Raw genomic sequence first — 26,525 nt, 5'->3', positions numbered from 1 at the left:
CGTGTACCGCTGAGGGCAGTGCCGCTCACACGGCCCGTCCCGGAAACGTGGCCTTACGCGGCCGCGCCACCTGACCTGCGACGACGCACCGTGAAGACCGCACCGGCACCGGCGACGACGGCGACGCCGCCCACGAGGGCGATCGTCGGCAGGGCGGACGAGGAACCGGTCGAGGCGAGGCTGCCCGTGGCCGGGATCTCGTCGGCGCCACCCTGCGGCTTCGTGCCGCCGGACGGAGTCTCACCGGTGCCCGGCTTGGGCGTGCCCGGGTTCTCGTTGCTGCTGCCGGCCGGGAGGACGGTGAGCTCGTAGAACGCGAAGGAGCTGTGGACGCAGTCCTGCTTCTGGTCCACGTAGCCGCCCAGACCGAGGGCGTAGCCGTCGCCGGCCGGGGCCTTCGAGCTGATGTTGACCCGCAGCTTGATGGCGACCGTCTGCTTGCCGCCCAGCGTGGTCTCACCGAAGTAGATGCCGTTGCCGACCTCGTCCGCGATGGACTCCCACGACTTGCTCGTGGGGTTGAAGTACTCGAGCTGGGCGTACGTGCTCAGCCAGTCGTCCTCGTCGTCGCTGTCCGAGTAGTTGTCGACCGTGGCGAGCCACTGGACCTGACCGAGGTCCTGGTCGCTGTGGTTGGCGGCGGAGAGCGTGAAGTTGTGCCAGCCGCTGCCCGCGACGATCTTGCCGGGCAGTCCGGTGACGGCCAGGGACAGCTGGGAACCGGCGTCCACACCGTCGTCGTCGACGGGGCAGTCCTCCGTCGGCCACGCCGACGGCTCCGAGGACTGCGAAGGGCTGGCGGACGTCGACGGCTTGCCGGACGTGCTGGCGGTGGCACTGGCGCTGGTGCTCGCGCTGCTGCTCGGAGCCGGAGCGGTCTCGCTCGCGGACTCGGAGGCGCTCGGCGCGGGAGCGGAGTCGCTCGGCGACGCGGACGTCGACTCGCTCGTGGACTCGGACACTGCCGCTGCCGGGGTGGTGGTGTCGTCCGACGCGAACGCGGCCGGCGCCGAAAGCAGCGCCAGTGGGGCTATGGCGGCCGTCGCGGCCGCGACGGCCATGGCACGGCGAAGCTTCATGAAGACCTCGGTAAGTCCGGTGTACCGCGTCGCCGCGGTACGCGTATGGGTGAGGCCTCCGCGTGTGGGGCGCGGGTGTGGCCGTTGGTTCAGCAGGTGTGACCCGTGGACCCCGTGAACGGTTGTGCGGTCCTTCACAGAATTCTTATGTGGGCTGGGTCACACACGGATACGACTTGTGGACGGCTGTTCCATCCGCCTAGAACTGACCCTCGTGTCTGAGAAGCAGCCCGGAAGGGCAGGTGGGGAGCGTCCGGAGGAACCGTCCGTTCCCGATGAGGTGTGGGAGCGGTTCATCCGCGACTCCGAGCGGGACATCCGGGCCTCGGCGCCCAAGGAGCCCTCCGCCCGCGCCCGCATGGTGACCGAACGGCTGCGGCAGCAGGAGGCCCGGGGTATCGAACCGGAGGGGTGGCGGACCGGGCCCGCGTGGCAGGAGATGCGCAGGGCGGAGGATCGCACCGCCCGCCGCCGACGGCTGTGGGCGATCATCGGCGTCCCCCTGGCGGCCGCCGTGGCGCTGGTGGCCGTACGCCCGTCGCTGCTGCCCGGTGATCTTCTCGGCGCGTCCTCCTCCGGCAGCGGTTCGTCCGGCGCGGCCGCGGACCCGCTGCCCGCCGAGACCGCGGCCCCGACCACGGCTCCCTCGGCGGCGCCCGGCACCCCCACACTCGACCGGCCGTTCGCCGGCTCACCCGCCGAGCGGTACGCCGACGGCGCGGCCGGCATCGTCGTGCCGGAGGCGAAGCCGGTCGGTCCGCTCGGCAAGGAACAGGTCGCCCGGGCGCTTCGGCAGACCAAGGAGCTGCTCGTCGGCGCGAACATCGACCGCGGGACCCTGCTCGGCGGCCGCCCGAAGAGCGTCCTCGCCCTTCTCGACCCCCAGCAGCCCAAGCTGCTCGACGACGTGAACAGCTGGTTGCGCACACCGGATGCGAAGCACGATCCGCTCTCGCTCTTCAGCCGTTTCGACCCGCGCGAGGTACGGCTCGTCGGGGACGTGGTCAAGACCCGCGGCCGCATGACGTTCAAGGCGGGCACCCGCGCCTCCGTCGTCATCCACGCCGACTACACCTTCGTCTACCCGCTGGCCCAGGCGGACCCCGAGTCGACCGAGGTGGCCCGCACCATCGTGCGCCGCGTCCTCGACATCGAGGTCTCCGACCCGGCGAAGTACCGGGTCACCCCCGGCAGGCTGGCGATCCTCTCCTTCGACGAGAACCTCTCCAACTCCGCCTGCTTCGTCCACGACGGCTTCCTGCACCCGCGGTTCGACTCGGCCGGCCCGGCCGCCTCGGACGAGGCGACGCCCAGCGGGCCCGCGGTCGATCCCTACGACCGGAGCCGGGAGCTCAGGCACTCCGACGCCGAGTCCTGCGGCGCGGTCTCCAGGACCTGAGCGGGCGAAGGCGCGTACGCAGCCGCGAAGGGCCCCGCGGGACGGAATCCGCGGGGCCCTTCTGCGTCAGCACCGACGTCAGGGCGGCGCCGGTGCCGGGGGCGCGGCGCCGGAGGGGGTGCGCCGCGGGTCAGGTGGTGAGGCCGTCCGTCCACGGGGACATGGAGGGCGAGCCGGGGTGGCAACGGGTGGGGGACCTGGGGACGCGGGGGTGGGGAAGCCTCTCCGGGCGGGCGCCGTCGAAGCGGTGGGTCCGGACCGGCCGGTCGGAGGATCGCGCCGGCCGTCCGGACGGTTGCGCCGGCCGGCCCCGGGCGTCCCCGGAGCCGGCCGTTCTCTTGCGTGACCGGGCCGCTGTCCCCTGCCGTCCGGTCACACCCCTGGGGCGAGGTCCCACGACGCACGGCACGATCCGTACGTCTCATCGCCCCAGCGGAGCCACGCGTGGTTCTTTCGGCCCGCCCCTGGCTGACACGGACACCGGGACCAACGAAGCCGCTCCTGGCGCGGTCACGCGCCGTACGGGTGAGACGGCAGGCGTATGTGCGTACGCGGGCGTGGCGGGTGGACGCGGACGGGCGCTCAGACTCGGCCGCGGCACAGCTCCAGCAGGGTCATGGCCAGCGACGTGCCCGGCTTGCCCAGCGCGTCCCGGTAGCGGCCGAGGACCTCCATCTCGCGGGAGAGGTTCACGCGACGGCCGCCGGACTCCATCCGGGCCTGCTGGATCACCGCGGAGACGGCCATGCGTTCCTGCACGAGGCCGATGATCCGGTCGTCGAGGGCGTCGACGCGGTCACGGGCGTCGGTGATCACGCCGGCCGCCTCGTCGGTACGGGCGCCGGTCCTGTTCAGTACGTCGGTCACGTCGGCCATGGTGGGGCTCCTTCTGCTCGATGGAGGGGAGCCCCGGGCTGCCGGGCCCGGAAACGGCAGACGCCCCGGGCCTTGTCGGCCCGGGGCGCCTGGGGAGTCGCTTGTCAGTTGCTCAAGCAGCACGACCATGGCAGCCGGTGGGCCGGTTGCCATAGGTAAACGCGAAGGTCTGGTGCGTGAGCATGGGACCAGTATGCCCGTGCGTACGGGGTGGTCCAAGCGGGTTCGCATCCTGAGACGGCAGCCCCCACCCCTGGGGGCTGCCGCCCCCAGACCCCCGCGTCGGCCTGGACGGCCTCGTCCTCAGGCGCCGGACGGGCTGGGGGTGCGGGCGCGCGTTGTTCGGCGGGCGTGGGTTCCGAGTCCCTGGGGGCTCCGCCCCCAGACCCCCGTATCGGCCTGGACGGCCTCGTCCTCAAACGCCGGCCGGGGGCAGGTATGTCAGCCCGTCCGGCGTTTGAGGACGAGCCCTTCGGGCGAGGGCGGGGGTCCAGGGGGCGCAGCGCCCCTGGCGGGGGTCCGGGGGCGGAGCCCCAGGGACGCCGGGACGGCACCCCCGGGCAGACCCCCGGTAGACTCGACACCCCACACCCCTTGCTCACCGCCGGAAGGCAAACCGTGCCAGAAGCGTCCCCCGCCGCCCCCGACACCGTCCTGGTCGTCGACTTCGGTGCGCAGTACGCCCAGCTCATCGCCCGTCGCGTCCGCGAGGCGCGGGTCTACAGCGAGATCGTGCCGAGCACCATGCCGGTCCAGGAGATGCTCGCCAAGAACCCGGCGGCGATCATCCTCTCCGGCGGCCCCTCGTCGGTGTACGCCGAGAGCGCACCCCGCCTCGACCGCGAGCTCTTCGAGGCCGGTGTCCCGGTCTTCGGCATGTGCTACGGCTTCCAGCTGATGGCGACGGCCCTCGGCGGCACCGTCGACAACACGGGCGCCCGCGAGTACGGCCGTACGCCCCTGCACGTCTCGAAGTCGGGTTCGACCCTGTTCGAGGGCACCCCGGACGAGCAGTCGGTGTGGATGTCGCACGGTGACGCGTGCAGCGCCGCCCCCGAGGGCTTCACGGTGACGGCCTCCACGGACGTCGTCCCGGTCGCGGCCTTCGAGAACGACGAGAAGAAGCTCTACGGCGTCCAGTACCACCCCGAGGTCATGCACTCCACGCACGGCCAGCAGGTGCTGGAGCACTTCCTGTACCGCGGCGCCGGCCTGGAGCCGGACTGGACGACCGGCAACGTCATCGAGGAGCAGGTCGCCCTCATCCGCGAGCAGGTCGGTGGCAAGCGCGCCATCTGCGGTCTGTCCGGCGGTGTGGACTCCGCCGTCGCGGCCGCCCTCGTGCAGAAGGCCATCGGCTCCCAGCTGACCTGCGTGTACGTCGACCACGGTCTGATGCGCAAGGGCGAGACCGAGCAGGTCGAGAAGGACTTCGTGGCCGCGACCGGCGTCCAGCTGAAGGTCGTGGACGCGCAGGAGCGGTTCCTCGACGCGCTCAAGGGCGTCTCGGACCCCGAGGAGAAGCGGAAGATCATCGGCCGGGAGTTCATCCGGGTCTTCGAGCAGGCGCAGGCGGAGATCGTGGCCGAGGCCGCGGAGGGCGAGGACGTCGCCTTCCTGGTGCAGGGCACCCTCTACCCGGACGTGGTCGAGTCCGGCGGCGGTACCGGCACCGCCAACATCAAGTCCCACCACAACGTGGGCGGCCTCCCCGAGGACCTGGAGTTCGAGCTCGTCGAGCCGCTGCGCAAGCTGTTCAAGGACGAGGTGCGGATGGTCGGCCAGGAGCTCGGCCTGCCGGACGAGATCGTCCAGCGCCAGCCCTTCCCCGGTCCTGGCCTCGGTATCCGTATCGTCGGCGAGGTCACCAAGGACCGTCTCGACCTGCTGCGCGAGGCGGACGCCATCGCCCGCGAGGAGCTGACGGCGGCCGGCCTCGACCGCGACATCTGGCAGTGCCCGGTCGTCCTGCTCGCCGACGTCCGCAGCGTGGGTGTCCAGGGCGACGGCCGCACGTACGGCCACCCGATCGTGCTCCGTCCGGTGTCCAGCGAGGACGCGATGACGGCCGACTGGTCGCGGCTGCCCTACGAGGTCCTCGCGAAGATCTCGACGCGCATCACGAACGAGGTCGCCGACGTCAACCGTGTCGTCCTCGACGTGACGAGCAAGCCCCCGGGCACGATCGAGTGGGAGTAGCCCCTTCCGTCAGGTCCGCCTGAGGGTCCGCACCGGCTCTCCGGGCTTCCAGACCTGGACGACCAGATACGTGTCGTCCTCGACGAAGGTCTGTACGACCTCCGTCAGTTCGGTGCGGAAGAGGTGGAACGGCTCCGGCGGTTCCACCTCTTTCACGTACGTCCGCCGCGCGTCGCCGTCGGTGACCTCCACCGCCCGGCCGCCGATCCGTACGTCGCCCCCGCCCATCGAGGTGCCCGGCCCCGGGTTCGCCTGGAGCGCGAAGCGCGGGTCCCGGCGCAGGTCGAGCGCCTTGAGCGAGTCCGGCATCATGCCGAGCCACAGCTCGCCGAGCAGGAACCGCGTCTCGATGCCGCTCGTGCGGGGCGCGCCGTCCGAGCGGACGGTCGCGAGGACATGGTGGGTGAACGCGGTGAACCGCTCCTCGGCCGACCGGGCGAGGTCGGGTGCGGCGGCGGTGAAGGCGGCCCAGTTCGTACGGCTCATTCCCCGAGTCTCCCGCCGATATCCGACATCTTTTGTCAGGTATCAGGATCAGGTATCAGGATCAGGTGTCGGCGGGAGGGGGAGAGGCTCTCGACGGTGGCGCCGGCGGGCTCGCGGACCCGGGGCGTCGGCCCCCGGGCTCCCACAGGGCCCCCGCACGACACTCCCGCGTAACGGTTGCGCACTCTCTTCACCGAACGGCCCTGTTCTCCTGCGGCGCCCGGAGGTAACTTCCGCTCCGTATCGGACACGCCAGTGCTGGAGGACATATGCAAGGGCCCACGCCGCCCCTGCCCCTACCGACCGACCAGCTCCAGTTCGCCATGCCGCCGATGTACGACTCGCCGGACGACGAGCGGCGCCACCGCAAGGAGCGGCTGGCGGGAGCGCTGCGGATCTTCGGGCGGCTCGGATTCGAGGACGGGGTCTCCGGCCACATCACCGCGCGCGACCCGGAGTACAGCGACTGCTTCTGGGTGAACCCCTTCGGGATGCCCTTCAAGCACGTCACCGTGAGCGACCTGGTCATGGCCAACCAGGACGGGCAGGTGGTCGAGGGCCGCTATCACGTGAACCAGGCGGCGTTCACCGTGCACGCCCAGGTCCACGCCGCCCGCCCCGACGTCGTCGCCGTCGCCCACTGCCACTCGGTGCACGGCCGCGCGCTCTCCGCCCTCGGTGATCTCCTCGACCCGATCAGCCAGGAGAGCTGTGCCTTCTACGAGGACCACGCGCTCTACGACACCTACAGCGGCGTCGCCGTGGACACCGAGGAGGGCCGCCGCATCGCCGGCGCGCTCGGCAGCCGCAAGGCGCTGGTGCTGCGCAACCACGGCCTGCTCACCGTCGGCGACTCGGTGGACGCGGCGGCCTGGTGGTTCCTGTCGATGGAGCGCTCCAGCCAGGTCCAGCTCACCGCGCAGGCGGCGGGCCGCCCCGTCCTCATCGACCACAAGCAGGCCGTCGCGACCCGGGAGCAGCTCGGCGGCGACCTGGTGGCCTGGATCAACTACCAGCCCCTGTGGCAGGACATCAGCAGGAGCGAGCCGGACCTCCTCAGCTGAAGCCCTTCAGGACCGCCGCCTTCGTCATCGCGAACTCCTCGTCCGTGAGCACCCCGTCCCGGTGCAGCTCGCCCAGTTCGCGCAGCCGGCGCAGGAGTACGTCGTGATAGTCGGCGCGGACCGGTGCGGGCGCCTGCGGCGGCCGGTCGGCGAACTCGCCCGCCCGGAGCGAGGGATGCGGGAGGCGGGCCGTCACCGCCGCGGCGACGAGCGCGGTGAGCAGGTCGCGGCGCGCGCTGCCCCACAGGTCGAGAGCGAACGGGTCCTTCTCGGGCGGCAGTTCGGAGAACACGGTGTCGCGCGTCACGAAGCGCAGGAACCCGTCCTCGTAACCGGAGTTGGGCAGCCATGCCACCTGGAGCAGATCGTCGACGGCGATGATCCGCGGGCCCGTCGCGCGCTTGACCCGGTGCGAGGTGTCCGCCCAGTCGATCCGTACCTGCGCGCCGTCGAAGGAGACCGTGCCGTCACTGGAGCGCACCGAGACGGGCACCGGCGGCCCCGCGAGGAGGTAGGTCCGCGCCGGCTCCTTGGGGACCTGCTCCAGGAGCAGCGCGCGCCGGATCTCCTCGGCGACGTACTCGGCGATCCCGGAGCGGTCGAGGTCGACCGTCAGCCGGTACGGATCGGCGGCGTCCGGAAGCCGTCCCCCGGTCGCCTGGAGCAGCGGATCGGCCCCCTGACGAAGCCTCAGACGCAGCCGCCCGCGCTTGCGTTCGGGCTCGTGCACGATGCCGGACACCGCTTCCAGGGGAACCGTGATCTCCCCGTACGTCTGCCGGAACAGGGGTACGGAACGGTGCAGGCCCGGCGTGATCCTGACCGCGCTGCCGTCGAAGACCCAGGTCCCGTCGCGCTGGATGATCTCGGCCATGGGGGAATTCTCGCAGCCGGGTCAACACGGGGTCCGGCACTTCACCCGCGCTGACCCGCCCTGCCGGACGCGGACGCTGTCGCGTACGGCACAATTCGCTGTCATCGCGGGGCAGTTGTAAGGCAGTTGTACGGAAGTCAGGCGTGCGGGCCGTACGGAGACGTGCGGAGCCCCGCGGGGGCGTGCACGGACGTACGAGGATCTGGCCGCACGGGGGTGCCCGGTGCGGGGAAGGCGGCAACGGGCGTGGCGGTGCAGGAGGCGAGACACGGCGCGGAGCGCGGTGCGGGGCGCGGTGGCGGGCTCGGCGCCGGGCAGGGCGCGCATGGTGGCGGCTGCACCTGCGGGGACTGTCCGCACGGGGCGCGCGAGGGGCACCGGCGGGCCGTCGCCGCGTTCCTCGCGAAGCGCGACGAACTGGCGTCGGGACAGGGCCTGCCGGCCGCCGTCGCCCACTCGGCGTCCGCGTCCCGGCAGTGGGTCTCGGACGAACTCACCCAGTCCGCCGACCTGGTCGCGGAGCGCGGGCGGGTCGACGGCGAGGCCTGGCTGGGGAGGCTGTGGCGGCGTACGGCGTTCGCGGTCTGGGGAACCGTCGTGGCGCTGCTGCTGGTGCAGGCGCTCACCGCGATCGGCGCGGGGTGGACGGCCGCGCGGACGGCGGGGCTGGTCGCCGCCGTCCTGGTGGCCGGTCTGCTGACGGGGGCGGGCTATCTCCACCGGGCGCGCGGCGGGGCCCTCGCACCGGTCATCGGCGAGGACAACCGTCTCTCCACCTCGCGCGCGGTGGCCGCCGCGTGGGTGCTGTTCGTGGTGTACGCGGTGCTCGTCCTGGTGGGCCGGCTCGCGGCGGCCTCCGCCCACGGCCGGCGCGACGACCTGATCGCCGGGCTCGAACTCGCGCGGGGCGCCGGTGTCGTGACCGTCGTCGCGGTGGTCTGCGGGATCGCGGTGCTGGTCCGCCGCGTGGTGGGCGTACGGGTCCTCGGGCAGCGGCTGCAGAAGGTCCGGGCCGACCGGCCGCGCGCCGCCGACCTCCTCACCGACGACTCGGGCAAGGGCGGCTTCGCCGACATCCAGTACGTCGTCATCGGTGCCGTCGCCCTGGTCTTCGCCGCGGTACGGCTGGCCCGGCGGCCGGAACAGCTGCCCGACCTGCCCTGGGGTCTGGCGGTGCTGGTCCTGGTCTCGGCGGCCACCTATCTCTCCGGCAAGTACGCCGAGGGCGGCCGGCCCGTGATCCTCTCCGTCGTCCGCTCCCGCGAGGCCGGTGATCTCGACGCGCCGATCCGCACGGGGGACGACATCGAGATCCGGGGGGCCGGATTCGTCCCTCCTGGCGCCCAGACCGCGGACCGGCTCTCCCGCATGGTCGTCCGTATCGGCCCGGTCCATGTGCACGTCCCGCTGGTCCCGGTGCCGGGCGGCTTCAGCAACCCCACGGACGCCGTGCTCACCGTGCCGGTGCCGGTCGACGTGGAGCCGGGACGGGTGGAGGTCCAGGTGGTGACGGCCGCCGGGGTGGAGACCAACCGCAGCATGATCGACGTGACGGACTGACCGCGACGTGACGGACCGGCAGCGATGTGACGCGCTGCCGGGTCGCCCGGTCAGCGGGCCGCCGGGCGCCCGGGTCACCGGTTCGGCGGTGGCGGGGCGAGAAACGAAAACAGCGTCCCGCCGTCCCGCCGACATGCGGTCGGACGGCCGTGACGGGGTGTCCGCGGGCAGGAAACCGCTCCCGGCGGTGAGCGGGGACGCGCTCTCGTACGTATGGTCTGTTGAGGGGTCAACGGAATACGGGTGAGAGGCGGCGGAGAGCGATGACTCACGGTATGCGAACGGACGCCCAGGGTTCTTACGTCGACAGCGGCGGCGGGCGGGACGGGTGGCGCGAGACGGCCACGCGGTACGCCCTGCTGCCGCTGCGCATCTTCCTCGGCGTCACCTTCATCTACGCGGGGATCGACAAGCTCACCAACAGCGCCTTCCTCTCCGACTCCGGCGCGGGCTCCATCGGGGACCTGATGCGGTCGGTGCGTGACTCCTCGGCGATCCCGGCCCTGGTCGACCTCGCGCTGAAGAGCCCCGTCGGTTTCGGCTACGCCATCGCCCTCGGCGAACTGGCCGTCGGCATCGGCACGCTCGTCGGACTGCTGGCCCGCCTCGCGGCGTTCGGCGGCGCGTTGATCTCCCTCAGCCTGTGGCTGACGGTCAGCTGGGCCTCCGACCCGTACTACTACGGCAACGACCTCGCCTATCTGATGGCCTGGCTGCCGCTGGTGCTCGCCGGTGCCTCGGTCTTCTCCCTCGACGCGCTCTGGCGGGCGCGGCGCGGCGGACGGGCCGGGGAGTACCGCTACTAGTCGGCACATGTCCCCGCCCCGGGCGGGGACCACGGGACCGCGAGGCCGAGGTGGGAGCCCCACCGGCCGAGCGGTCCTTCCGCGTGCCGGGTACCCGGTGCCGGGTGCGCCGTGCCGGACGTCTCGTGGTGCGGGCCGGCCGCCCCGTACGGCTCCGCGGATGCCGCCGGTACCGGTCCGGTCAGCCCGGACCGTCCGGACGCCCGGGGCCGCCGTTGGCCGCCACCGCGGCCGCGCGCCGTGAGCCCGCCCGGTGTCGCCGTACGCCGTGGGCCAGCAGCGCCACCGCTCCGGCCAGGCAGAGGCCGCCCGTGATGAGGGGGATCATCACGAACCACGGGGTGTCCCACCAGCCGCCGGCGTCACCGGCGTACACGACGCCCCCGGTGGTGAGGAAGAGGCCCGCGACGAGCTTTCCCGGCTGGAACTCATGACGTGCCACGGGTCACCTCCGCCTGGCCGACACCGACGTGAAGGTCGAGGTCGAGTGTTCCGCCGTGCCGGGTGCCGGCCGCCGGGGCCAGCGTCACCTGCTTGACCTTGCCGGGCTCCACGTCCACGTCCTTCTTGCCGTCCCCGGGCAACTGGATGTCCCCGAGGCCCACATCGATGCTGAGCCGTACGGTCACGTCCTTCGGGACCACCACTTCGAGCCGCCCCGCGCCCACCTCCGCGCGCGCTGTCACCGTCTGGCCCCCGGCGAGTTCGAGCCGGCTCAGATCGAGGGTGCCGACGCCGGTGCCGAGTGCGTAGTTCTTCCGTACGTCGGTGACCGCGGCCGGTGTCCAGGCGGTCCGCTTCCAGTGGGTGGTGATGTCCTTCGGCAGGGCCACCGAGCCGGCCAGCAGGGCCGCCGTGAGCACGGCCAGGAAGAGCGAGCCGGCTCCCGTGCGCCCGACGAACGCGCTGAGCGCGATGCCCAGGCCGAAGACGACGAGCGCGCAGGACAGACCGACCTGCAGGCTCGGACCGAGGGGCCGGTCGTGCCATGTCAGACCCGAGCCGAGGCCGCCCGCGGCGAGCGCGAACAGGAACACCCAGCCGCCGATCCAGCGCGGGCCGCGCGGCCGGGGCTCCCGTGTCGCGCGCAGGTCCGGGCGGGGCGTGCCGCGGGCGATGTTCACCGCCGCCGCGACATCCCGGTCCCGGGCGTCCCACGGGCCCCAGAGATAGCCCGTACCGCCGACGTGTGAACCGTCCTTGACGATCGGGTCGCGCCACCAGGAGGGGTAGGAGTCGGGCACGGGCGGGGCCTGTGCCTCGGGCGGGGCGTCGGCCACGGCCTGGGCGGCGAGCGGGTCCGGGTCGGGCGCGCCGCGCTGCTGCGACCAGTAGCCCGCGCCCGCGAGAAGCAGCGTGAGCACCACGGCGAAGGTGAGCACCCCGCCGTTGTTGAGCATGGAGAGGAAGACACCGCAGCCGACGAGGGCGAACAGCACGGCCGCCAGCGCCTGGCCGTCCACCCGGCCGGTGAGGAGCTTGCGCACCTCGTTCTCGTCCTCGTCGTCGTACGGCACGAACAGCCAGAAGAAGCCGTACATGATCAGGCCGATGCCGCCCGTCGCGGAGAGCACCGCGAGCACGATCCGGAAGATCACCGGGTCCATGTCGCACTGGCGTCCGAGCCCCGCGCACACTCCGCCCAGCATCCTGTGCCGCCGGTCGCGCCGGAACCTGTGCGGAGCCTCGGGTGCCACCGCGTCGTCCTGTGCGCGCGGCTCGGCACCCGGGGCGGAGCCCGGCGGGGCGCCGGAGCCACGGGGCGGCTCCGCTGCCGCGCGCTGCTGATCTGTCATGTGTCCATGGTGACGGGCGAGAAGGCGGGACGGGAGTCGGGACGACCCTGGCCGAACCCTGATATCGGCCCTGACGGGTGCGCGGGGAGGCGTTCGAGCACCGGGGAGCCGAAGATCAGGGGAGTCTCGGGGGTCGACCCTGATGCTCCGGCCGTCCGGCCGTGTGAACATCGTTGACATGCCGGAAGCCGCAGCAGTGCCTCTCGACGACCCGCGGCCCCCGCGCAAGCTCTACCGCAGCAGTGACGGACGCTGGCTCGGCGGTGTGGCGCGGGGGCTCGCCGGGCATCTCGGGCTGCCCGTGATCTGGGTGCGGCTGGTCTTCGTCGGCCTGTTCATGGCGGACGGCCTCGGCGCGCTGCTCTACGCGGCCTTCTGGTTCTTCGTGCCGCTGGGCGTCGGCGGCGTCGACTCCGAGCGGGCGTCGGCCTTCACCACCGAGACCGCTCCGGACGGCCGCCGCAGACTCGTCGCGCGCAAGCCGGACCGGGGCCAGATGGTCGCCCTGCTCCTCATGGTCGTCGTGGCCCTGGTCTTCGTCGGCAACGTGAACCTCGGGGGCGGAGCCAAGGCGTATCTGTGGCCCACCGTCCTCGTCGGCGCGGGCGTCGCCCTGGTCTGGCGCCAGGCTGACAACGCGCGGCGGGCCCGCTGGGTGGAGGTCGGCCGCCGCCGTCGCACGCTCACGCTGCTGCGGTCCGCGGCCGGTGTCCTGCTCGTCACCGCGGGCGTCACCGGGATCTTCGTCCTCCAGGGCTCCGCTGCCCACCTGGGCTCGGTCCTGCAGGCGGCGCTCGCCGTCCTCGTCGGCACGGCGCTCCTCGCCGGCCCCTATCTCGTCCGCATGACACAGGACCTCTCCGAGGAGCGCCTGATGCGGATCAGGGCCCAGGAGCGGGCCGAGGTGGCCGCCCATGTGCACGACTCGGTGCTGCACACCCTGACCCTGATCCAGCGCAACGCGGAGAACGCGAACGAGGTGCGCCGGCTCGCCCGGGCCCAGGAGCGCGACCTGCGCGCCTGGCTCTACAAGCCGGAGGGCACCGGCAAGGACGAGGCCGACGAGCCCGCCACCCTCGCCGAGGCGGTCCGCCGCAACGCCGCCGAGGTGGAGGACAAGCACGGCGTCCCCATCGAGGTCGTCGTGGTCGGCGACTGCCCGCTCGACGAGGGTCTGGCCGCACAGATGCAGGCCGCGCGGGAAGCCATGGTGAACGCCGCCAAGTACGGTGGCGAGGGCGGCGCCGTACAGGTCTACGCCGAAGTCGAGGGAAGGACGGTCTTCGTGTCCGTCCGCGACCGCGGCCCCGGCTTCGACATCGACGCGATACCCGCCGACCGCATGGGCGTCAGAGAATCGATCATCGGCCGCATGGAGCGCCACGGCGGCACGGCGCGGCTGCGCGCGGTGCCGGACGGCGGCACGGAGGTCGAGCTGGAAATGGAGAGGGCGGAGAAGACGTCATGAGCGACGCGAACGGTCCGACCGGACAGCCGGCCGGGTCCTCCGGGCCCATGGGCCCGAAGGCCCCGGGCGACACCGCGACCGGGGCGGAGGCGGCCACCGGGTCCCCGGAGGCGGGCGGACCGGCCGCCGGGGACACCGCCGAGCCGTCCGGAGCCCCGGGCGGACGCCATGTACGGGTCGTCCTCGTCGACGACCACCGCATGTTCCGTACGGGAGTGCAGGCCGAGATCGGGCAGACCGAGCGGACCGGCGTCCAGGTGGTCGGCGAGGCCGCGGACGTCGACCAGGCGGTCACGGTCATCACGGCCGCCCGGCCCGAGGTGGTGCTGCTCGACGTCCATCTGCCGGGCGGCGGCGGTGTCGAAGTGCTGCGCCGCTGCGCCCCGTTGATGGGGGACGCCGAACAGCCGGTCCGTTTCCTCGCGCTGTCCGTGTCGGACGCCGCGGAGGACGTCATCGGGGTGATCCGCGGCGGCGCCCGGGGCTACGTCACCAAGACGATCACCGGGACCGACCTGGTGGACTCCATCTTCCGGGTGCAGGAGGGCGACGCGGTCTTCTCGCCCCGCCTCGCCGGATTCGTCCTCGACGCCTTCGCCTCCACCGACGCCCCGCCGGTCGACGAGGACCTCGACCGGCTCACCCAGCGCGAGCGCGAGGTCCTGCGTCTCATCGCCCGCGGTTACGCGTACAAGGAGATCGCCAAGCAGCTGTTCATCTCCGTCAAGACGGTCGAGTCGCACGTCTCGGCGGTCCTCAGGAAGCTCCAGCTCTCCAACCGCCACGAGCTGACGCGCTGGGCGACGGCACGACGCCTGGTCTGACCCGCCGCCCGCCGGGACCGGCCGTCGTCCGCCCGGAGCGGCCGCCGGAGCCCGTCGTCCGCCGGACCGCGCGGACACCGGCGGCCCGTCGGTGTCCCGGGGCCGGTCCCACGCCGCGCCCTCCGGTATCCAGGCGGGACGCGTGCCGGCGCCTTCCGGATGACCCGTGCGGAGGTCGCCCGCGGGCGCGCGCCGGTGTCGCCGGGTGGACGTGTGCGGATGTCCCGGGCGGACGCTCACCGGTGTCGCCGGGAGGGCGACCACCGATGTCCCCGGCGGACGCTCACCGGTGTTCCCCGGCGGACGCCTACCGGTGGTGGGCGGTGGACGCCGGGCCCAGGATGCGCAGTGCCCAGCGGTAGTGGCGTACGGCCTTCGCGATTCCGATGAGGCCGGTCGTCCACAGGATCAGGCCGATCCCGACCCCCTGGACGACCTCGCTGTACAGGCCTTGCCCGGGCCCGCCCGGTGCCGCCGCGGCGTAGGACGTCCAGACTCCGATCGCGCAGACGCCGAGCGAGGAGAGCAGCCAGAAGAGGCTGAGCCCGGGGGAGCGGAGCCGGGAGTCGGTCGCGGGGTGGCGGTCCAACTCGGTCCAGGCCTGCAGCAGTTCGTGCAGGCGACGGTCGCTGCGCACGGACAGCGCGACGGCGAAGACCGTCGGCGCGAGCGCGGCCAGGCCCAGCAGGGCGAACAGCGGGCCCAGGAAGACACCGGTGGGGTCGCGCTGCTCGATCTGCTGCAGCGGCAGCACCAGCAGCGCCCAGCCGACGATCGCCGCGAGGGCCAGCAGCCAGAGCAGCAGCACCCGGTGCACCCCGAGACTGCGTCCGCGCAGTTCCTCCAGTGCCCGTCGCCGGTCGGCCAGCAGCGCCGCCCGGTCCGGCCAGGAGCGGACGTGCGCGGGCGGCGGAGGCGGCGGCAACAGGAAGCCGGGCATCGGGACCTCTCGGACGACGGGACACGGTCCCCGTCGACGCTACCGCGATCCACCCCCGGACCCCCACCACGCCGATCCGCCCCGGCGTCTTCGCGCCACCCGGGTGGACCCGCACGCTCAGGCCACCCGGGTGGCCCCCGCGAACGGCATCTGGTCGATCGGCGCGAGACGCACCGGCGCGGTGGGGTTCGGGGCGTGGATCATCATCCCGTTGCCCACGTAGATCCCCACATGGCTGATGCCCGAGTAGAAGAACACCAGGTCACCGGGGAGGAGTTCGGAGCGCGAGACCCGTCGGCCCGCGTTGATCTGGGCGTACGTGGTGCGCGGCAGCTGGAGGCCCGCGGAGCGGTACGCGGCCTGGGCGAGCCCCGAGCAGTCGAAGGCGTCGGGCCCGGTGGCGCCCCACACATAGGGGCTGCCGAGCTTGCCGTAGGCGTACGAGACAGCGGCCGCCGCACGGGAGTTGGGGGCCGCGACGGAACCGGCCGAGGGCGACGAGGAGGACGGGCCCAGGTCCCGCGCGGCGGAGCGTGAGGCGTGCCGGACCGCACCGCCGGCCGTGCCGGGGTCCGCGAGCCGCGCCCGCTGTTCGTCGGTGAGCCGCGACAGCAGCCGACGCGCCGAGTCCAGCTTTCCGGTGATCGTCTTCTTGGCCCGCTTCAGTTCCGCCTGCCGCGTGGCGAGCGCGGCGAGTTCGACGTGCGCGGCCCCGCGCAGCTGCTCGACCTCCCGCAGCTGCTTGCGCACCCTGGCCACCGCTCCCGCCTGCCGGTCACCGACCCGCTCGGCGAACGCGGCGCCGTCCAGGTACTGGTCGGGCCGGTCGGAGAGCGCGAGCTGCAGAGCGGGGTCGAGGCCCCCGCTGCGGTACTGCGCCGCGGCGATCGAACCCAGCGCGTCCCGCGCCGTGTTGAGCCGGTCCTCCCGGCGGGCGGTCTCGTCGCGCAGGTCGTGCAGCCGTCGCGAGGCCTGGTCGGCCTTCTCCTTCGCCCCGTCGTACTTCTCCGTGGCGACCTCGGCCTCCTGGTACAGCTTGTCGACCCGGGCCTGCACCTGCGCCGGGGACAGTTGCGGCTCCGCGTGCCCGGTGCCCTCGAATCCGGCCGTCGTCGCCGCGCCGGCGAGGGCGATGGTCGCGGCCGTGCGGACCGTGTGGCCGCCGAGTGAGCGCTGTCTGGGCTTGCGGTGCGCAGCCACGAGGGCCCACATCCTTCCCTGGGGACGTGACCGCCGGGGAGAGCGCGGTCATCGGTGACGCGTCCGGCGGCGGCCCACACAGGGGGAGCGGGTCGCCGCCGGACCTTTCTCGGCGGGGGTGTCCGACTGCCGCCCCTGGCCCGGGCGGCGGTGGGGAGCCGGGCACCTGGTGGAGGACGCTAAACCTGAGTGCGAGGGCTCGGTAACACCATGTACGGAACTGGCGTAACTGGATCGCCGGGTGACCGTATGTGACGGTGATCCGGGTCCGGCCCCGGCGATTTCACACAGGGTGATGACCGATGGGATGGTTCCGGGGCGATCGGGTGTTCTCAGGTGCTACGGGTCCACAAGGGGTGGCCCGGTGCCGGGAGGGGCACACCCCGGCGATTAGGCTCCCGCCCCATGGACGTACTCATCCATCTCTTCGTGGGCCTGCACATCATCGGCATCGCCTCACTGCTCGGCGGCTTCCTCACCCAGATGAAGGCGATGGGCCGGGGCACCGCCCGATTCGTCCCCGCCATGCTGCACGGCGCGCTGACCATGCTGGTCACGGGTGTCGTCCTGGTCGGCCTCAACCAGGCCGACGACCACTCGGTCAACACCGTGAAGATCGGTGTGAAGCTGGCCCTGCTGATCGTGATCCTCGGCCTGGTCTACGTGAAGCGGGACGACGAGAAGGTCGACAAGGGTCTGTTCGGGCTCGTCGGGCTGCTCACCACCGCGAACATCTTCATCGCGGTGCTGTGGACCTGACGGTCCCCGCCGTCACCAGCAGCCAGGCGGCCACCGAGATCCACAGCAGTACCTGCCCGAGCCCCCTGAGCCAGCCGAAGCCGACGGCGTCCGCGACCGACAGGGCCGCCGCCGCCGTCATGGCCATCGGGAACACGGTCGCCCAGCGGCGCACGTCGTACCGCGGGCGCCGCCACAGCAGTTCCGCCACGGCCAGGACGGCGTACCAGGCGAGCGTCACCATGATCAGCGCCTGGCACACCCAGCGCAGCACGCCGTTGTCGTCGTAGTTCCAGAGGTAGATGTCCGCCTGGTAGGCGAGGACGAGCTTCGACGCGGCCAGCGCCGAGATCGCGAGCGCGCCGCCCGCGATCCAGTGGTCGCCGCCGCCCGTGGCCGTCTCCCGGAAGGCGAAGCACGTCAGCGCCACCACGTAGAGCACCAGGAACCCCAGCCAGAACAGGACCAGCGCCGCGTACGCGAGCCAGTCCGCGTGCGTGGCCTCGGCGAGCGAGGCGGACAGTACCGCGAGCCCCTGCGTGGCCACGCAGCCGAGGAACACGCTTCCGGGCATACCGCCGCGCAGGCTCCGTACGAACAGGAAGAGGAGCCCGGGCCACAGCACCGCGGCGCACGCGAGCAGCACCTCGGCGAGCCCCAGCCACCCGAGGCTGGTCAGCCGGGTGCCGAGCACGGCCGTCGCGGCGACGCCGGTGAGCGCGCTCGGTGTGCCGGCCTCCGCCAGCCACCGCTCCCGTTCGCGCAGCAGCCGCAGGGTGAAGTCCGCGGCGAACCCGAGCCAGGTGACGGCCGCCAGGACCAGCGCGATCACCGAGAGGATCTCGGCGCCGGCCTCGTGCAGCCCGACGGAGAGGATGCCGGTGGCCAGGACGGCTGCCGCGGCGGCGGGCGGGCTCTCCGCCCACCAGGTGCGGAGTCGGACCCACGGGCTGCGGGGCGGCGAGGTGGCTGGCATGGCCCCGATGCTAGGGATCTCGGGGCCGCTTGCCCGTGGGGCGCGCGCGTACGCCACGAATACGCGGTCGGGCGAACGGATACGCGGGCGCGCGTGTCCCGCGCGGGCGATCAGGCCGGGCGCACCACGCTGTGGATGATCGACTCACCGCCGTAGAAGATCGACTCCTCGCGGACGTACGCACCCGGCTTGGGGGCGTGGATCATCATCCCGTTGCCGACGTAGAGGCCCACGTGGCTGATGTCGCCGTAGAAGAAGACGAGGTCCCCGGGCTCGATCGCGGAGAGCGGGACGGTGGTGCCCGCGTTCACCTGGTCGTAGGTGGTACGCGGGAGGGTGACACCGGCGGCCTTCCATACGGCCTGGGTGAGACCGGAACAGTCGTACGAGCCGGGCCCGGTCGCGCCCCACACGTACGGCTTGCCGATCTGGGCGCGGGCGAAGGCGACGGCCTTGCCGGCCTTGGCGGCGTACGAGGAGTCGGTGGCCGGGGTCCCCGAGGTCCCCGTGGTGCCGGACGAGGTGCCCGCCGTCCCGGACGAGGTGCCCGTCCGTCCGTCCGTCTCCGCGGCCTTCTTCTCCGCGGCGGCCCGCTCGGCCGCCAGCTTCGCCGCCTCGCGGTCGGCCGCCTCCTGCTTCTTCTTCGCGAGCGCGGCGAGCCGCGCCTTCTCGTCGGCGGTCAGTCTCGACAGCAGGTCCCGCGCCGTGGCGAGCTTGCCCTGCACGTCGGCCTTGGCGGTCTTGAGCGCGTCCTGCGAGGTGGTGAGCGTCCGCAGGCTCCGGGAGGCCTCCGCGCGCTTCTTCGAGGTGGCGGCCTGCTCGGTGACGTAGTCGTCGACGGCCGCCTTCTGGCGGCTGGTCAGACGGTTCATCAACTGGGTCTGGTCGAAGTAGTCCTGCGGGTTGTCGGCCAGCAGCAGGCTCGCGCTGCCGGGCGCGGAGGCCCCGGTGCGGTACTGCGCCGCGGCGAACGAACCCAGCTCCTCGCGCGCGGTGTTGAGCTTCTCGGTGCGCCGGGCCACGTCGTCGAGGAGGGTGTCGACGCGCTTGCGCTGCTGGGCGGTCTTCTCCCTGGTCGCGTTGTACTTCTCGGTGGCCGTCTCGGCCTGGTGGTAGAGGTCGTCGACCTTCTTCCCGACCTCTTCGAGGGTGGGCCGCGGCTCGGCCGGGGGCGCGGCGTGGGCCGTCTGTGACAGCAGGGCCACGGAGGCCAGCGCGGCCGTGGCGATGGCCGGGGTCCGTATGCCCGGCCTGCGTGCGCCCGGAGGACTCCACTTGCGGTGCGACGCCAAGAGAGGCGACTCCTTCCGTCATCCGCCTACCGGGTTAGCTGTCGGGTTCGGGCGGGTGGTTCCGGAAGGTTTGCCCTACGGTCCGTGCCGCGGCGGCGGCCGGACCGATTCACCCCAGAGTCGGTCGGGTCCCCGGCTCCGGTCGCCGCACGGGCGCGCCGGACTCGGCGGAGGCCGCCCGGCCCGGCGACGTTCGCCGGTGGCTGTCGAGCGGCCTGTCCCGCACGCTAGCCAACCCGTAAGTGCTCTGTGAAGGTTGATGTGCGATATGCCCGATACATTTTCGTGACCTCGGCCGTGAGGGTCGTCCGGGGTGGCCGAACGTAGCGGGGCGGCGCCGGAAGGTGAGGGCGGGCGCGCGCCGGTCCCGGCAGGCCGCCGTACGCACCCGGTATCCGCTCCGGTGTCCGCCCCGCACTCGCCCCGCACCCGCCCCGGCTCCGGCCGGGAATTTCGGCCCGGTTTCCGGGGTGGCGGCGGGTTGTCGGTGGGGCCGCCTAGACTCGGAGAGCGATGAGCAGCCTCTTTGATGACAGCTTCCTGGCGGACCTCAAGCCTTCCGGGGCCCATGAGGAAGAGCCCCCGCCGCCGCCCGAGGACGAGGCGGCGGAGCCGCTTCCGGACGACCTGTTCGGCGGCCGCTTCGACGTGCCCCCGGACCGCGACGCGTACTACCGCGACGGCGCCCACCGGCCCGCCGTCGACCCGGCGGCCCTGCTGGACGGACTGAACGAGAACCAGCGCGCGGCCGTGGTGCACTCCGGCTCCCCGCTGCTCATCGTGGCCGGCGCCGGTTCCGGCAAGACCCGGGTGCTGACGCACCGGATCGCCCACCTGCTGGGCGAGCGCCATGTCCACCCCGGCCAGATCCTCGCGATCACCTTCACGAACAAGGCCGCGGGCGAGATGAAGGAGCGCGTCGAGCAGCTCGTGGGCCCGCGCGCCAACGCCATGTGGGTGATGACCTTCCACAGCGCGTGCGTGCGCATCCTGCGCCGCGAGTCGAAGCGGCTCGGCTTCACGTCCTCCTTCTCGATCTACGACGCCGCCGACAGCAAGCGCCTGATGGCCCTGGTCTGCCGGGACCTGGACCTCGACCCGAAGCGTTTCCCGCCGAAGTCGTTCAGCGCGAAGATCTCCAACCTGAAGAACGAGCTGATCGACGAGGAGGACTTCGCCGGCCAGGCCGCGGACGGTTTCGAGAAGACCCTCGCCCAGGCCTACGCGATGTACCAGTCGCGGCTGCGCGAGGCCAACGCCCTCGACTTCGACGACCTGATCATGACGACGGTCAACCTGCTCCGCGCCTTCCCGGACGTCGCCGAGCACTACCGCCGCCGCTTCCGCCATGTCCTGGTCGACGAGTACCAGGACACGAACCACGCGCAGTACGCCCTGGTCAGGGAACTCGTGGGGCCGGCGAGCGGAGACCGCCCCGCGGACGTGCCGCCGGCCGAGGGCGATCTCGGACCCGCCGAGCTGTGCGTGGTGGGTGACGCCGACCAGTCGATCTACGCCTTCCGCGGCGCGACCATCCGCAACATCCTCCAGTTCGAGGAGGACTACCCGGACGCGACGACCATCCTCCTGGAGCAGAACTACCGCTCCACCCAGACGATCCTCAGCGCGGCCAACGCGGTCATCGAGCGCAACGAGTCGCGCCGCCCCAAGAACCTGTGGACCAACGCGGGCGCGGGGTCGAACATCACGGGCTACGTCGCCGACACCGAGCACGACGAGGCGCAGTTCGTCGCCGACGAGATAGACCGTCTCACCGACGCGGGCGAGGCGAAGGCGGGCGACGTCGCGGTCTTCTACCGGACGAACGCCCAGTCCCGTGTCTTCGAGGAGATCTTCATCCGCGTCGGCTTGCCCTACAAGGTCGTCGGCGGTGTCCGCTTCTACGAGCGCAAGGAGGTCCGGGACGTCCTGGCCTACCTGCGTGTCCTGTCCAACCCCGAGGACTCCGTCCCGCTGCGCCGGATCCTGAACGTCCCCAAGCGCGGGATCGGCGACCGCGCCGAGGCGATGATCGACGCCCTCGCGCAGCGGGAGCGGATCAGCTTCCCGCAGGCTCTGCGCCGTGTCGACGAGGCGTACGGCATGGCGGCGCGCTCGACGAACGCCGTGAAGCGCTTCAACACGCTCATGGAGGACCTCCGCACGATCGTCGAGTCCGGCGCCGGCCCGGCCACGGTCCTGGAGGCGGTCCTGGAGCGCACCGGCTATCTCGCGGAGCTCCAGGCCTCGACCGACCCACAGGACGAGACCCGGATCGAGAACCTCCAGGAACTCGCGGCCGTGGCGCTGGAGTTCGAGCAGGAGTCGGGTGCGGGTGCGGGCGAGGACGGCGCCGGTGACGCCGGTGCGGCCGGTGGTGCCGGTACGGCGGGCGGGCTCTCCGAGTTCCTGGAGCGGGTCGCGCTCGTCGCCGACTCCGACCAGATCCCGGACGAGGACGACGGCAACGGCGTCATCACCCTGATGACCTTGCACACCGCCAAGGGCCTGGAGTTCCCGGTCGTGTTCCTGACCGGCATGGAGGACGGCGTCTTCCCGCACATGCGTGCGCTGGGACAGGTCAAGGAGCTGGAGGAGGAGCGGCGGCTCGCGTACGTCGGCATCACGCGCGCGCGGGAGCGGCTCTACCTCACCCGTTCGTCCATGCGCAGCGCGTGGGGCCAGCCCTCGTACAACCCGCCGTCCCGCTTCCTGGAGGAGATCCCGGACGCGCATCTGGAGTGGAAGCGCACGGGCGCGACCGCTCCGGTGCCCTCGGGGCCCGTCTCCGGTGTCGCGGCCTCGCTGTCGTCCTCGCGCTCGCGGTCCGCGGCGTCCGGGGCCTCCGGTTTCGCGACGCGCCGTGGGGCCTCCGAGAAGCCCGTCGTCTCGCTCGCGGTGGGCGACCGGGTCACCCACGACCAGTTCGGGCTGGGCACGGTGGTCGGCGTGAAGGGCACGGGCGCGAACGCGGAGGCCACGGTCGACTTCGGAGAGCCCAAGCCGAAGCGGCTGCTGCTGCGGTACGCGCCGGTGGAGAAGCTCTGACCCGCTGAACCCGGTGACCGGGCGGGACTCCGCGGAGGACCGTCCGGTCCCGGAGCGCCCGTCCGGCCGGGTGGAGCCCGTCCGGCCAGGAAGCCCGCCGGTCCCCGCGGTTCAAGCTGCGTAAGTGGAGTGGGACGAGCGCGTCACGACGAGCGGGTGCCGCCCGCGCTCACGTCGGGTCGAGACCGTGGCTGCGCAGCCACGGCAGGGGGTCGATCGCCGCACCGCCCGCGGGCCTGACCTCGAAGTGCAGATGCGGCCCGGTCGAGTTGCCCGAGTTCCCGGAGAACGCGATCTGGTCGCCGGCCTTCACCACGGTGCCCGACGGCACCTTGTAGCTGGAGAGGTGGCAGTACCAGGTCTCCGTGCCGTCCTTCGCGGTGAGGATCGCCATGTTCCCGTACGCGCTGTTCCACTGCGTCCGTAGGGTCCCGTCCGTCGCGGCCATCACCGTCGTGCCGTACGACACGGGGAAGTCGATGCCCGTGTGCACGGACATCCAGTTGACGCCGGCCTGGCCGAAGTAGGCGCTGAGTCCTTTCTGCGTGACCGGCAGGACGAACTTGGGCCGCAGCCGCTCCTTGCGGGCCGCCTCGGCCGCCGCCTTCTGCTGCTCGGCGGCCTGCTGGGCCTTGAGGTCGATGCGTTCCTGGGTCCGGCTGGCGCGGTCGGCGAAGTCGTCGGCACCCGCGGACAGGCTCTGGAGCTGGGTGTCCAGCTTGTTGTTGGCGGTGGACGGCTTCACCGCGGTCGCGTCGGGCGCGCTGGCCGTCGTGTTCTTCGCGTCGTTCCCGCCCATGGTGCCCACGGAGGCGGCCGCGATCCCCGCGACGCCCATCACGCAGGCCGAGGGAACGGCGACGGTGAGCAGCGCGGAACGCTTGGCCGGGGAGCGGCGACGGGAGCGGGACGCCGGACGGTTCGCGGCACGGGGGGCCGGAACGACCTCTTCCATGTCGTCGAGCAGGGGCGTCTCGTGCCCCGGATCGGCGTCCTCGAAGTCGTACCCGTCGTGCCCGTCGTCGGACCGCTCGTACGGGAGTTCCTCGAAGGTGGCGGTCGCCTGCTGATCGAAGGGTTCGGGTTCACCCGGCTGGTCGTACGGGTCGGCGGAGGTCTGGGGCTCGTACGGGTCGGCGGGGGCGTGCGACTCGTAGGGGTCCGCCGCGAGCTGCTGCTCGTAGACGTCCGCGTGCTGGTGCTCGGGCGACTCGCCGTGCCGGGACCGCTCGTACGCCTCGTACGGGTCCTGCTCGCCGGCGGTGTTCCACTGCGTGGCGTCGTACGCACCCGTCTCCTGGGTGGTCGCGGTCCACTGCTGGGTCTGGCCGGACGGCTCGGCCTGGAGCCAGGCGGACGCGTCCCACTGGCCCGAGGTGTCGGGGCCCGGATGCTGGGCGGGGATGTCGGCCGCCTGCTGGTAGCCGGTCGCCCAGGCGGTGGTGTCGTAGCCGCCCGTGTCGTACGCGGTCTGGTGCTGCGCGGCGTACGGGTCGTAGGCCGGCATCTGATGACCGCCGGTGTTCCACTGCGTCGCGTCGTACGAACCCGTGCCGTCGCCGCCCGACATGTCGCCGAAGAGGGGATCGGTCGCGAAACTCGCGGTCGCGTAGGTGCCGGTTCCGTTGTAGCCGTCGTACGGGGTGAAGTCGCCGTACTGGACTTCCTGTCCGCCGTACGAGGCGTAGTGCGCCGCGGCGGCGTCGGAAGCCGGAGCCGGGGGAGTCACGGTCCCCGACGGGTGACGGTCGTTCACCAACTTCTCTTTCGCCTCGACAACAGGGGCTGGCAGAGCAGTGCGGCGACTGTACCCGGCGGTACGCGGGCGCGACAATCTTCCGCAGGTTTCCTCCGCTCAGGAAACGGGCATTCGGCTGTCTTTCGGGGGAGTGCGGGCACGGGCTTGGCCTGGCGTTCGATGAGTGTTCGAAATTGAGGCGCCGTCCGGCGCCTGTCCGAGCCCTGCCCCACGCCTGTCCGAGCCCTGTCCGGAGCCTCTTCGACGGCTGTCCCGACCCGGTCCGGGCCGCGTCCGGCGGCCTTCCGGGTCCCTTTTCGCGTCGGCCGGAGGGACCCGGAAGGGTGCTGTCCGGCGGACGTCACGCCACGGTGAGGCCCCCGGCCTCGGCCACGGTCTCCGCGCCGGTGCCGCGGACGTCGGTGTCCTCGCTGTCGAGCGCCTGGCGTATCCCGGTGGCGACGGCGGGGTGGACCGGCAGGGCGAGGTGCCCGATGCCGGTCACCTGGACGCTCTGCGCGAGCAGGTCGGGGTGGTCGATGGCGGCCGTCTCCAGCGGGTCCATCAGATGGTCGAGGTCGCTCCAGAAACTCACGAAGCGCGTACGGCAGTCGGGGGCCGGCTCGCGCAGCTCCTCGATCACTTCGGAGTCCGGGCGCATCTGGCGGACGATCGGGTGCGCGTTCATCAGCGGGACGACCCGGGTGCCCGAGTGCGGTGTGCCGAGCGTGACGAGGGTGCGGACCCGCAGATCGCCGCCGAGCCGCTGCACGTAGTACCGGGCGATCAGTCCGCCGAGGCTGTGTCCGACGATGTCCACCTGGTCGCGCCCCGTGCGCTCGCAGATGTCCTCTACGTGCCGGCCCAGCAGCTCCGCCGCGGTGCGGATGTCGTACGTCAGCGGCGAGTAGTTGAGCGACTCGACGTGGTGCCTGCCGTGCTGGGCGAGACTGCGGCGCAGGAGGACGAAGACCGAGCGGTTGTCGATGAAGCCGTGCAGCAGGACGACCGGCGGTTTGGTCCCGGTGGGCAGCCGGGTGGTGTCGGACGCCGGGAGGGCGGGGGCGGCGCGCCGCTCCTGCACGATGCCGGAGGGATAGAGGAGGAGGTGCCCGGCGAGGATCGCGATCTCCAGGGCCGTCGCCTTCAGCAGGGCCACCGAGATCCCGGTCAGCCTGCCCGGCAACAGGCGCCGGTGGAACGGGAGAACGGGCGGCTCTGTCCCGGTGACCTTCATGGCCGACCTCCAGTCGACACGCGAAGGGACCGCTCCGTCCCCCGTGTGCCCTTGGGGAGTGCCGTGGTGGCGGAGGCCGACGGTGCGTTCGCGGCGCGTGGTGCGCCGGTGGCGCGGCGGGAGTCCCTGCCGTCGTGCTCCCGCCGGTGTGCCGCACCGCCGCCACGCCTCGTCGGCGCGGTACCGGTGCCGCCACCTGCTGGCGGCTCTCCTTGCGCAGGCTCCGGTCGCGGCCCGCGCGCCACGGGTGACTGTGGCGCGGGTGCCGCTGAAGCGTGGAGCGATGCGCGGCGAATGTGTCCCACCGTGTGATTTCCCCCTCGCTCTTCAGCGGGAAACTGGGGTTTACACGGATCTGACGATAACGTTCGTTCACTTGCCCGGCCGGTGCGGTGCGGGGCGCCTGTACCGGGGAAGTGCGTCCGGCGCGGTGAGCGGCGGAATGTTGAATATGTGTCGGTACGGGTCGTTGTAGTCGGTTCATGGAGGCAGTGATGGGTGTGGCAGCCGGTCCGATCCGCGTGGTGGTGGCCAAGCCGGGGCTCGACGGCCACGATCGCGGGGCCAAGGTGATCGCGCGGGCGCTGCGCGACGCCGGTATGGAGGTCATCTACACCGGGCTCCACCAGACCCCCGAGCAGATCGTCGACACGGCGATCCAGGAGGACGCCGACGCGATCGGTCTCTCCATCCTCTCCGGTGCGCACAACACGCTGTTCGCCGCCGTGATCGATCTCCTCAAGGAGCGCGACGCGGAGGACATCAAGGTCTTCGGCGGCGGGATCATCCCGGAGGACGACATCGCTCCGCTCAAGGAGAAGGGTGTCGCCGAGATCTTCACGCCGGGTGCGACGACCGGGTCGATCGTGGAGTGGGTACGGGCCAACGTGCGGCAGCCCGCGGGAGCGTAGCGCCCGGTTCGCGG

Annotated in this window: 22 protein-coding genes and 1 riboswitch; of the genes, 10 read left to right on the top strand and 12 right to left on the bottom strand. The window is 72.3% G+C overall.

Annotated features, from left to right (window positions below; genetic code table 11):
- Positions 1-53 precede the first annotated feature (53 nt).
- On the bottom strand, positions 54-1,079 hold the full coding sequence (locus tag OG776_RS18290; protein WP_261994614.1) for an LPXTG cell wall anchor domain-containing protein: 1,026 nt from the start codon (positions 1,077-1,079) through the stop codon (positions 54-56).
- 214 nt (positions 1,080-1,293) lie between these two features.
- Between OG776_RS18290 and OG776_RS18285 the strand changes: the two genes are divergently transcribed.
- The gene (locus OG776_RS18285) at positions 1,294-2,478 is read left to right on the top strand and encodes a hypothetical protein (protein ID WP_148010074.1); all 1,185 of its coding nucleotides are present in this window, start codon (positions 1,294-1,296) and stop codon (positions 2,476-2,478) included.
- 582 nt (positions 2,479-3,060) lie between these two features.
- On the opposite strand, the gene OG776_RS18280 is transcribed toward OG776_RS18285, so the two are convergent.
- Positions 3,061-3,354 (bottom strand): chorismate mutase, encoded by a 294-nt coding sequence (locus OG776_RS18280; protein ID WP_148010075.1) that lies wholly within the window; start codon positions 3,352-3,354, stop codon positions 3,061-3,063.
- Between the two features lie 618 nt (positions 3,355-3,972).
- On the opposite strand from OG776_RS18280, the gene guaA reads away from it, so the two are divergent.
- Positions 3,973-5,553 (top strand): glutamine-hydrolyzing GMP synthase, encoded by a 1,581-nt coding sequence (guaA, locus tag OG776_RS18275; protein ID WP_148010998.1) that lies wholly within the window; start codon positions 3,973-3,975, stop codon positions 5,551-5,553.
- A 9-nt stretch (positions 5,554-5,562) separates the two neighbouring features.
- On the opposite strand, the gene OG776_RS18270 is transcribed toward guaA, so the two are convergent.
- Positions 5,563-6,039 carry a pyridoxamine 5'-phosphate oxidase family protein gene (locus OG776_RS18270; protein ID WP_329321689.1) on the bottom strand — a complete coding sequence of 159 codons (477 nt, stop codon included), beginning with the start codon at positions 6,037-6,039 and terminating at the stop codon, positions 5,563-5,565.
- A 269-nt stretch (positions 6,040-6,308) separates the two neighbouring features.
- Between OG776_RS18270 and OG776_RS18265 the strand changes: the two genes are divergently transcribed.
- Positions 6,309-7,103, top strand: a complete 795-nt coding sequence (locus tag OG776_RS18265) for a class II aldolase/adducin family protein (RefSeq protein ID WP_148010077.1) — start codon at positions 6,309-6,311, stop codon at positions 7,101-7,103.
- On the opposite strand, the gene OG776_RS18260 is transcribed toward OG776_RS18265, so the two are convergent.
- Complete coding sequence (locus tag OG776_RS18260; protein WP_329321687.1) at positions 7,096-7,977, bottom strand: DUF4429 domain-containing protein; 882 nt, start codon at positions 7,975-7,977, stop codon at positions 7,096-7,098. The genes OG776_RS18265 and OG776_RS18260 overlap by 8 nt on opposite strands.
- Positions 7,978-8,223: 246 nt before the next feature.
- On the opposite strand from OG776_RS18260, the gene OG776_RS18255 reads away from it, so the two are divergent.
- Together OG776_RS18255 and OG776_RS18250 are read left to right on the top strand one after the other, a co-directional pair.
- Positions 8,224-9,537, top strand: coding sequence for a hypothetical protein (locus OG776_RS18255; protein WP_329321685.1), 1,314 nt, complete (start codon positions 8,224-8,226; stop codon positions 9,535-9,537).
- A gap of 263 nt (positions 9,538-9,800) precedes the next feature.
- Positions 9,801-10,343 (top strand): DoxX family protein, encoded by a 543-nt coding sequence (locus tag OG776_RS18250; protein ID WP_443077274.1) that lies wholly within the window; start codon positions 9,801-9,803, stop codon positions 10,341-10,343.
- Between the two features lie 181 nt (positions 10,344-10,524).
- Here OG776_RS18250 and OG776_RS18245 read toward each other — a convergent pair whose 3' ends face one another.
- Complete coding sequence (locus tag OG776_RS18245; RefSeq protein WP_148010081.1) at positions 10,525-10,785, bottom strand: hypothetical protein; 261 nt, start codon at positions 10,783-10,785, stop codon at positions 10,525-10,527.
- Positions 10,772-12,139: a PspC domain-containing protein gene (locus OG776_RS18240; RefSeq protein WP_148010082.1), complete on the bottom strand. Its 1,368-nt coding sequence runs from the start codon at positions 12,137-12,139 to the stop codon at positions 10,772-10,774. Before OG776_RS18240 ends, OG776_RS18245 begins: the two co-directional genes overlap by 14 nt.
- 178 nt (positions 12,140-12,317) lie before the next feature.
- On the opposite strand from OG776_RS18240, the gene OG776_RS18235 reads away from it, so the two are divergent.
- Complete coding sequence (locus tag OG776_RS18235; protein WP_410093196.1) at positions 12,318-13,607, top strand: ATP-binding protein; 1,290 nt, start codon at positions 12,318-12,320, stop codon at positions 13,605-13,607.
- A 47-nt stretch (positions 13,608-13,654) separates the two neighbouring features.
- Positions 13,655-14,431 carry a LuxR C-terminal-related transcriptional regulator gene (locus OG776_RS18230; RefSeq protein WP_261994669.1) on the top strand — a complete coding sequence of 259 codons (777 nt, stop codon included), beginning with the start codon at positions 13,655-13,657 and terminating at the stop codon, positions 14,429-14,431.
- A 307-nt stretch (positions 14,432-14,738) separates the two neighbouring features.
- On the opposite strand, the gene OG776_RS18225 is transcribed toward OG776_RS18230, so the two are convergent.
- Both OG776_RS18225 and OG776_RS18220 read right to left on the bottom strand, forming a co-directional pair.
- Positions 14,739-15,371 carry a hypothetical protein gene (locus tag OG776_RS18225; protein WP_148010085.1) on the bottom strand — a complete coding sequence of 211 codons (633 nt, stop codon included), beginning with the start codon at positions 15,369-15,371 and terminating at the stop codon, positions 14,739-14,741.
- Between the two features lie 117 nt (positions 15,372-15,488).
- Entirely contained in the window at positions 15,489-16,571 is a 1,083-nt protein-coding gene (locus OG776_RS18220; protein ID WP_148010086.1) for a C40 family peptidase, read from the bottom strand.
- 405 nt (positions 16,572-16,976) lie between these two features.
- Here OG776_RS18220 and OG776_RS18215 point away from each other — a divergent pair, with 405 nt between their 5' ends.
- Positions 16,977-17,330, top strand: coding sequence for a hypothetical protein (locus OG776_RS18215; protein ID WP_148010087.1), 354 nt, complete (start codon positions 16,977-16,979; stop codon positions 17,328-17,330).
- On the opposite strand, the gene OG776_RS18210 is transcribed toward OG776_RS18215, so the two are convergent.
- Both OG776_RS18210 and OG776_RS18205 read right to left on the bottom strand, forming a co-directional pair.
- The gene (locus OG776_RS18210; RefSeq protein ID WP_148010088.1) at positions 17,308-18,285 is read right to left on the bottom strand and encodes a tellurite resistance/C4-dicarboxylate transporter family protein; all 978 of its coding nucleotides are present in this window, start codon (positions 18,283-18,285) and stop codon (positions 17,308-17,310) included. The genes OG776_RS18215 and OG776_RS18210 overlap by 23 nt on opposite strands.
- A 110-nt stretch (positions 18,286-18,395) precedes the next feature.
- Entirely contained in the window at positions 18,396-19,577 is a 1,182-nt protein-coding gene (locus OG776_RS18205; protein ID WP_148010089.1) for a C40 family peptidase, read from the bottom strand.
- An 8-nt stretch (positions 19,578-19,585) separates the two neighbouring features.
- Positions 19,586-19,757: riboswitch (cyclic di-AMP (ydaO/yuaA leader) on the bottom strand.
- A gap of 333 nt (positions 19,758-20,090) precedes the next feature.
- On the opposite strand from OG776_RS18205, the gene pcrA reads away from it, so the two are divergent.
- Positions 20,091-22,625 carry a DNA helicase PcrA gene (gene pcrA, locus OG776_RS18200; RefSeq protein ID WP_329321677.1) on the top strand — a complete coding sequence of 845 codons (2,535 nt, stop codon included), beginning with the start codon at positions 20,091-20,093 and terminating at the stop codon, positions 22,623-22,625.
- Positions 22,626-22,794: 169 nt separating this feature from the next.
- Here pcrA and OG776_RS18195 read toward each other — a convergent pair whose 3' ends face one another.
- Both OG776_RS18195 and OG776_RS18190 read right to left on the bottom strand, forming a co-directional pair.
- Positions 22,795-24,381 carry a peptidoglycan DD-metalloendopeptidase family protein gene (locus OG776_RS18195; RefSeq protein WP_329321675.1) on the bottom strand — a complete coding sequence of 529 codons (1,587 nt, stop codon included), beginning with the start codon at positions 24,379-24,381 and terminating at the stop codon, positions 22,795-22,797.
- Between the two features lie 343 nt (positions 24,382-24,724).
- Entirely contained in the window at positions 24,725-25,600 is an 876-nt protein-coding gene (locus OG776_RS18190) for an esterase/lipase family protein (RefSeq protein ID WP_329321673.1), read from the bottom strand.
- Between the two features lie 494 nt (positions 25,601-26,094).
- On the opposite strand from OG776_RS18190, the gene OG776_RS18185 reads away from it, so the two are divergent.
- The gene (locus OG776_RS18185; protein WP_148010093.1) at positions 26,095-26,511 is read left to right on the top strand and encodes a cobalamin B12-binding domain-containing protein; all 417 of its coding nucleotides are present in this window, start codon (positions 26,095-26,097) and stop codon (positions 26,509-26,511) included.
- Positions 26,512-26,525 lie beyond the last annotated feature (14 nt).

Source organism: Streptomyces sp. NBC_01689 (assembly GCF_036250675.1).
Lineage (GTDB): Bacteria > Actinomycetota > Actinomycetes > Streptomycetales > Streptomycetaceae > Streptomyces.
The sequence above is the reverse complement of the archived record's forward strand: the minus strand, read 5'-3'. Positions and strand labels throughout refer to the sequence as shown.

Excerpts from the sequence above, each read along its gene's own strand:
- OG776_RS18290 (WP_261994614.1), bottom strand. The coding sequence starts at position 1,079 with ATGAAGCTTCGCCGTGCCATGGCCGTCGCGGCCGCGACGGCCGCCATA.
- OG776_RS18280 (WP_148010075.1), bottom strand. The coding sequence starts at position 3,354 with ATGGCCGACGTGACCGACGTACTGAACAGGACCGGCGCCCGTACCGAC.
- OG776_RS18270 (WP_329321689.1), bottom strand. The coding sequence starts at position 6,039 with ATGAGCCGTACGAACTGGGCCGCCTTCACCGCCGCCGCACCCGACCTC.
- OG776_RS18265 (WP_148010077.1), top strand. The coding sequence starts at position 6,309 with ATGCAAGGGCCCACGCCGCCCCTGCCCCTACCGACCGACCAGCTCCAG.
- OG776_RS18260 (WP_329321687.1), bottom strand. The coding sequence starts at position 7,977 with ATGGCCGAGATCATCCAGCGCGACGGGACCTGGGTCTTCGACGGCAGC.
- OG776_RS18250 (WP_443077274.1), top strand. The coding sequence starts at position 9,801 with ATGACTCACGGTATGCGAACGGACGCCCAGGGTTCTTACGTCGACAGC.
- OG776_RS18240 (WP_148010082.1), bottom strand. The coding sequence starts at position 12,139 with ATGACAGATCAGCAGCGCGCGGCAGCGGAGCCGCCCCGTGGCTCCGGC.
- OG776_RS18235 (WP_410093196.1), top strand. The coding sequence starts at position 12,318 with ATGCCGGAAGCCGCAGCAGTGCCTCTCGACGACCCGCGGCCCCCGCGC.
- OG776_RS18230 (WP_261994669.1), top strand. The coding sequence starts at position 13,655 with ATGGGCCCGAAGGCCCCGGGCGACACCGCGACCGGGGCGGAGGCGGCC.
- OG776_RS18225 (WP_148010085.1), bottom strand. The coding sequence starts at position 15,371 with ATGCCCGGCTTCCTGTTGCCGCCGCCTCCGCCGCCCGCGCACGTCCGC.
- OG776_RS18215 (WP_148010087.1), top strand. The coding sequence starts at position 16,977 with ATGGACGTACTCATCCATCTCTTCGTGGGCCTGCACATCATCGGCATC.
- OG776_RS18210 (WP_148010088.1), bottom strand. The coding sequence starts at position 18,285 with ATGCCAGCCACCTCGCCGCCCCGCAGCCCGTGGGTCCGACTCCGCACC.
- pcrA (WP_329321677.1), top strand. The coding sequence starts at position 20,091 with ATGAGCAGCCTCTTTGATGACAGCTTCCTGGCGGACCTCAAGCCTTCC.
- OG776_RS18190 (WP_329321673.1), bottom strand. The coding sequence starts at position 25,600 with ATGAAGGTCACCGGGACAGAGCCGCCCGTTCTCCCGTTCCACCGGCGC.
- OG776_RS18185 (WP_148010093.1), top strand. The coding sequence starts at position 26,095 with ATGGGTGTGGCAGCCGGTCCGATCCGCGTGGTGGTGGCCAAGCCGGGG.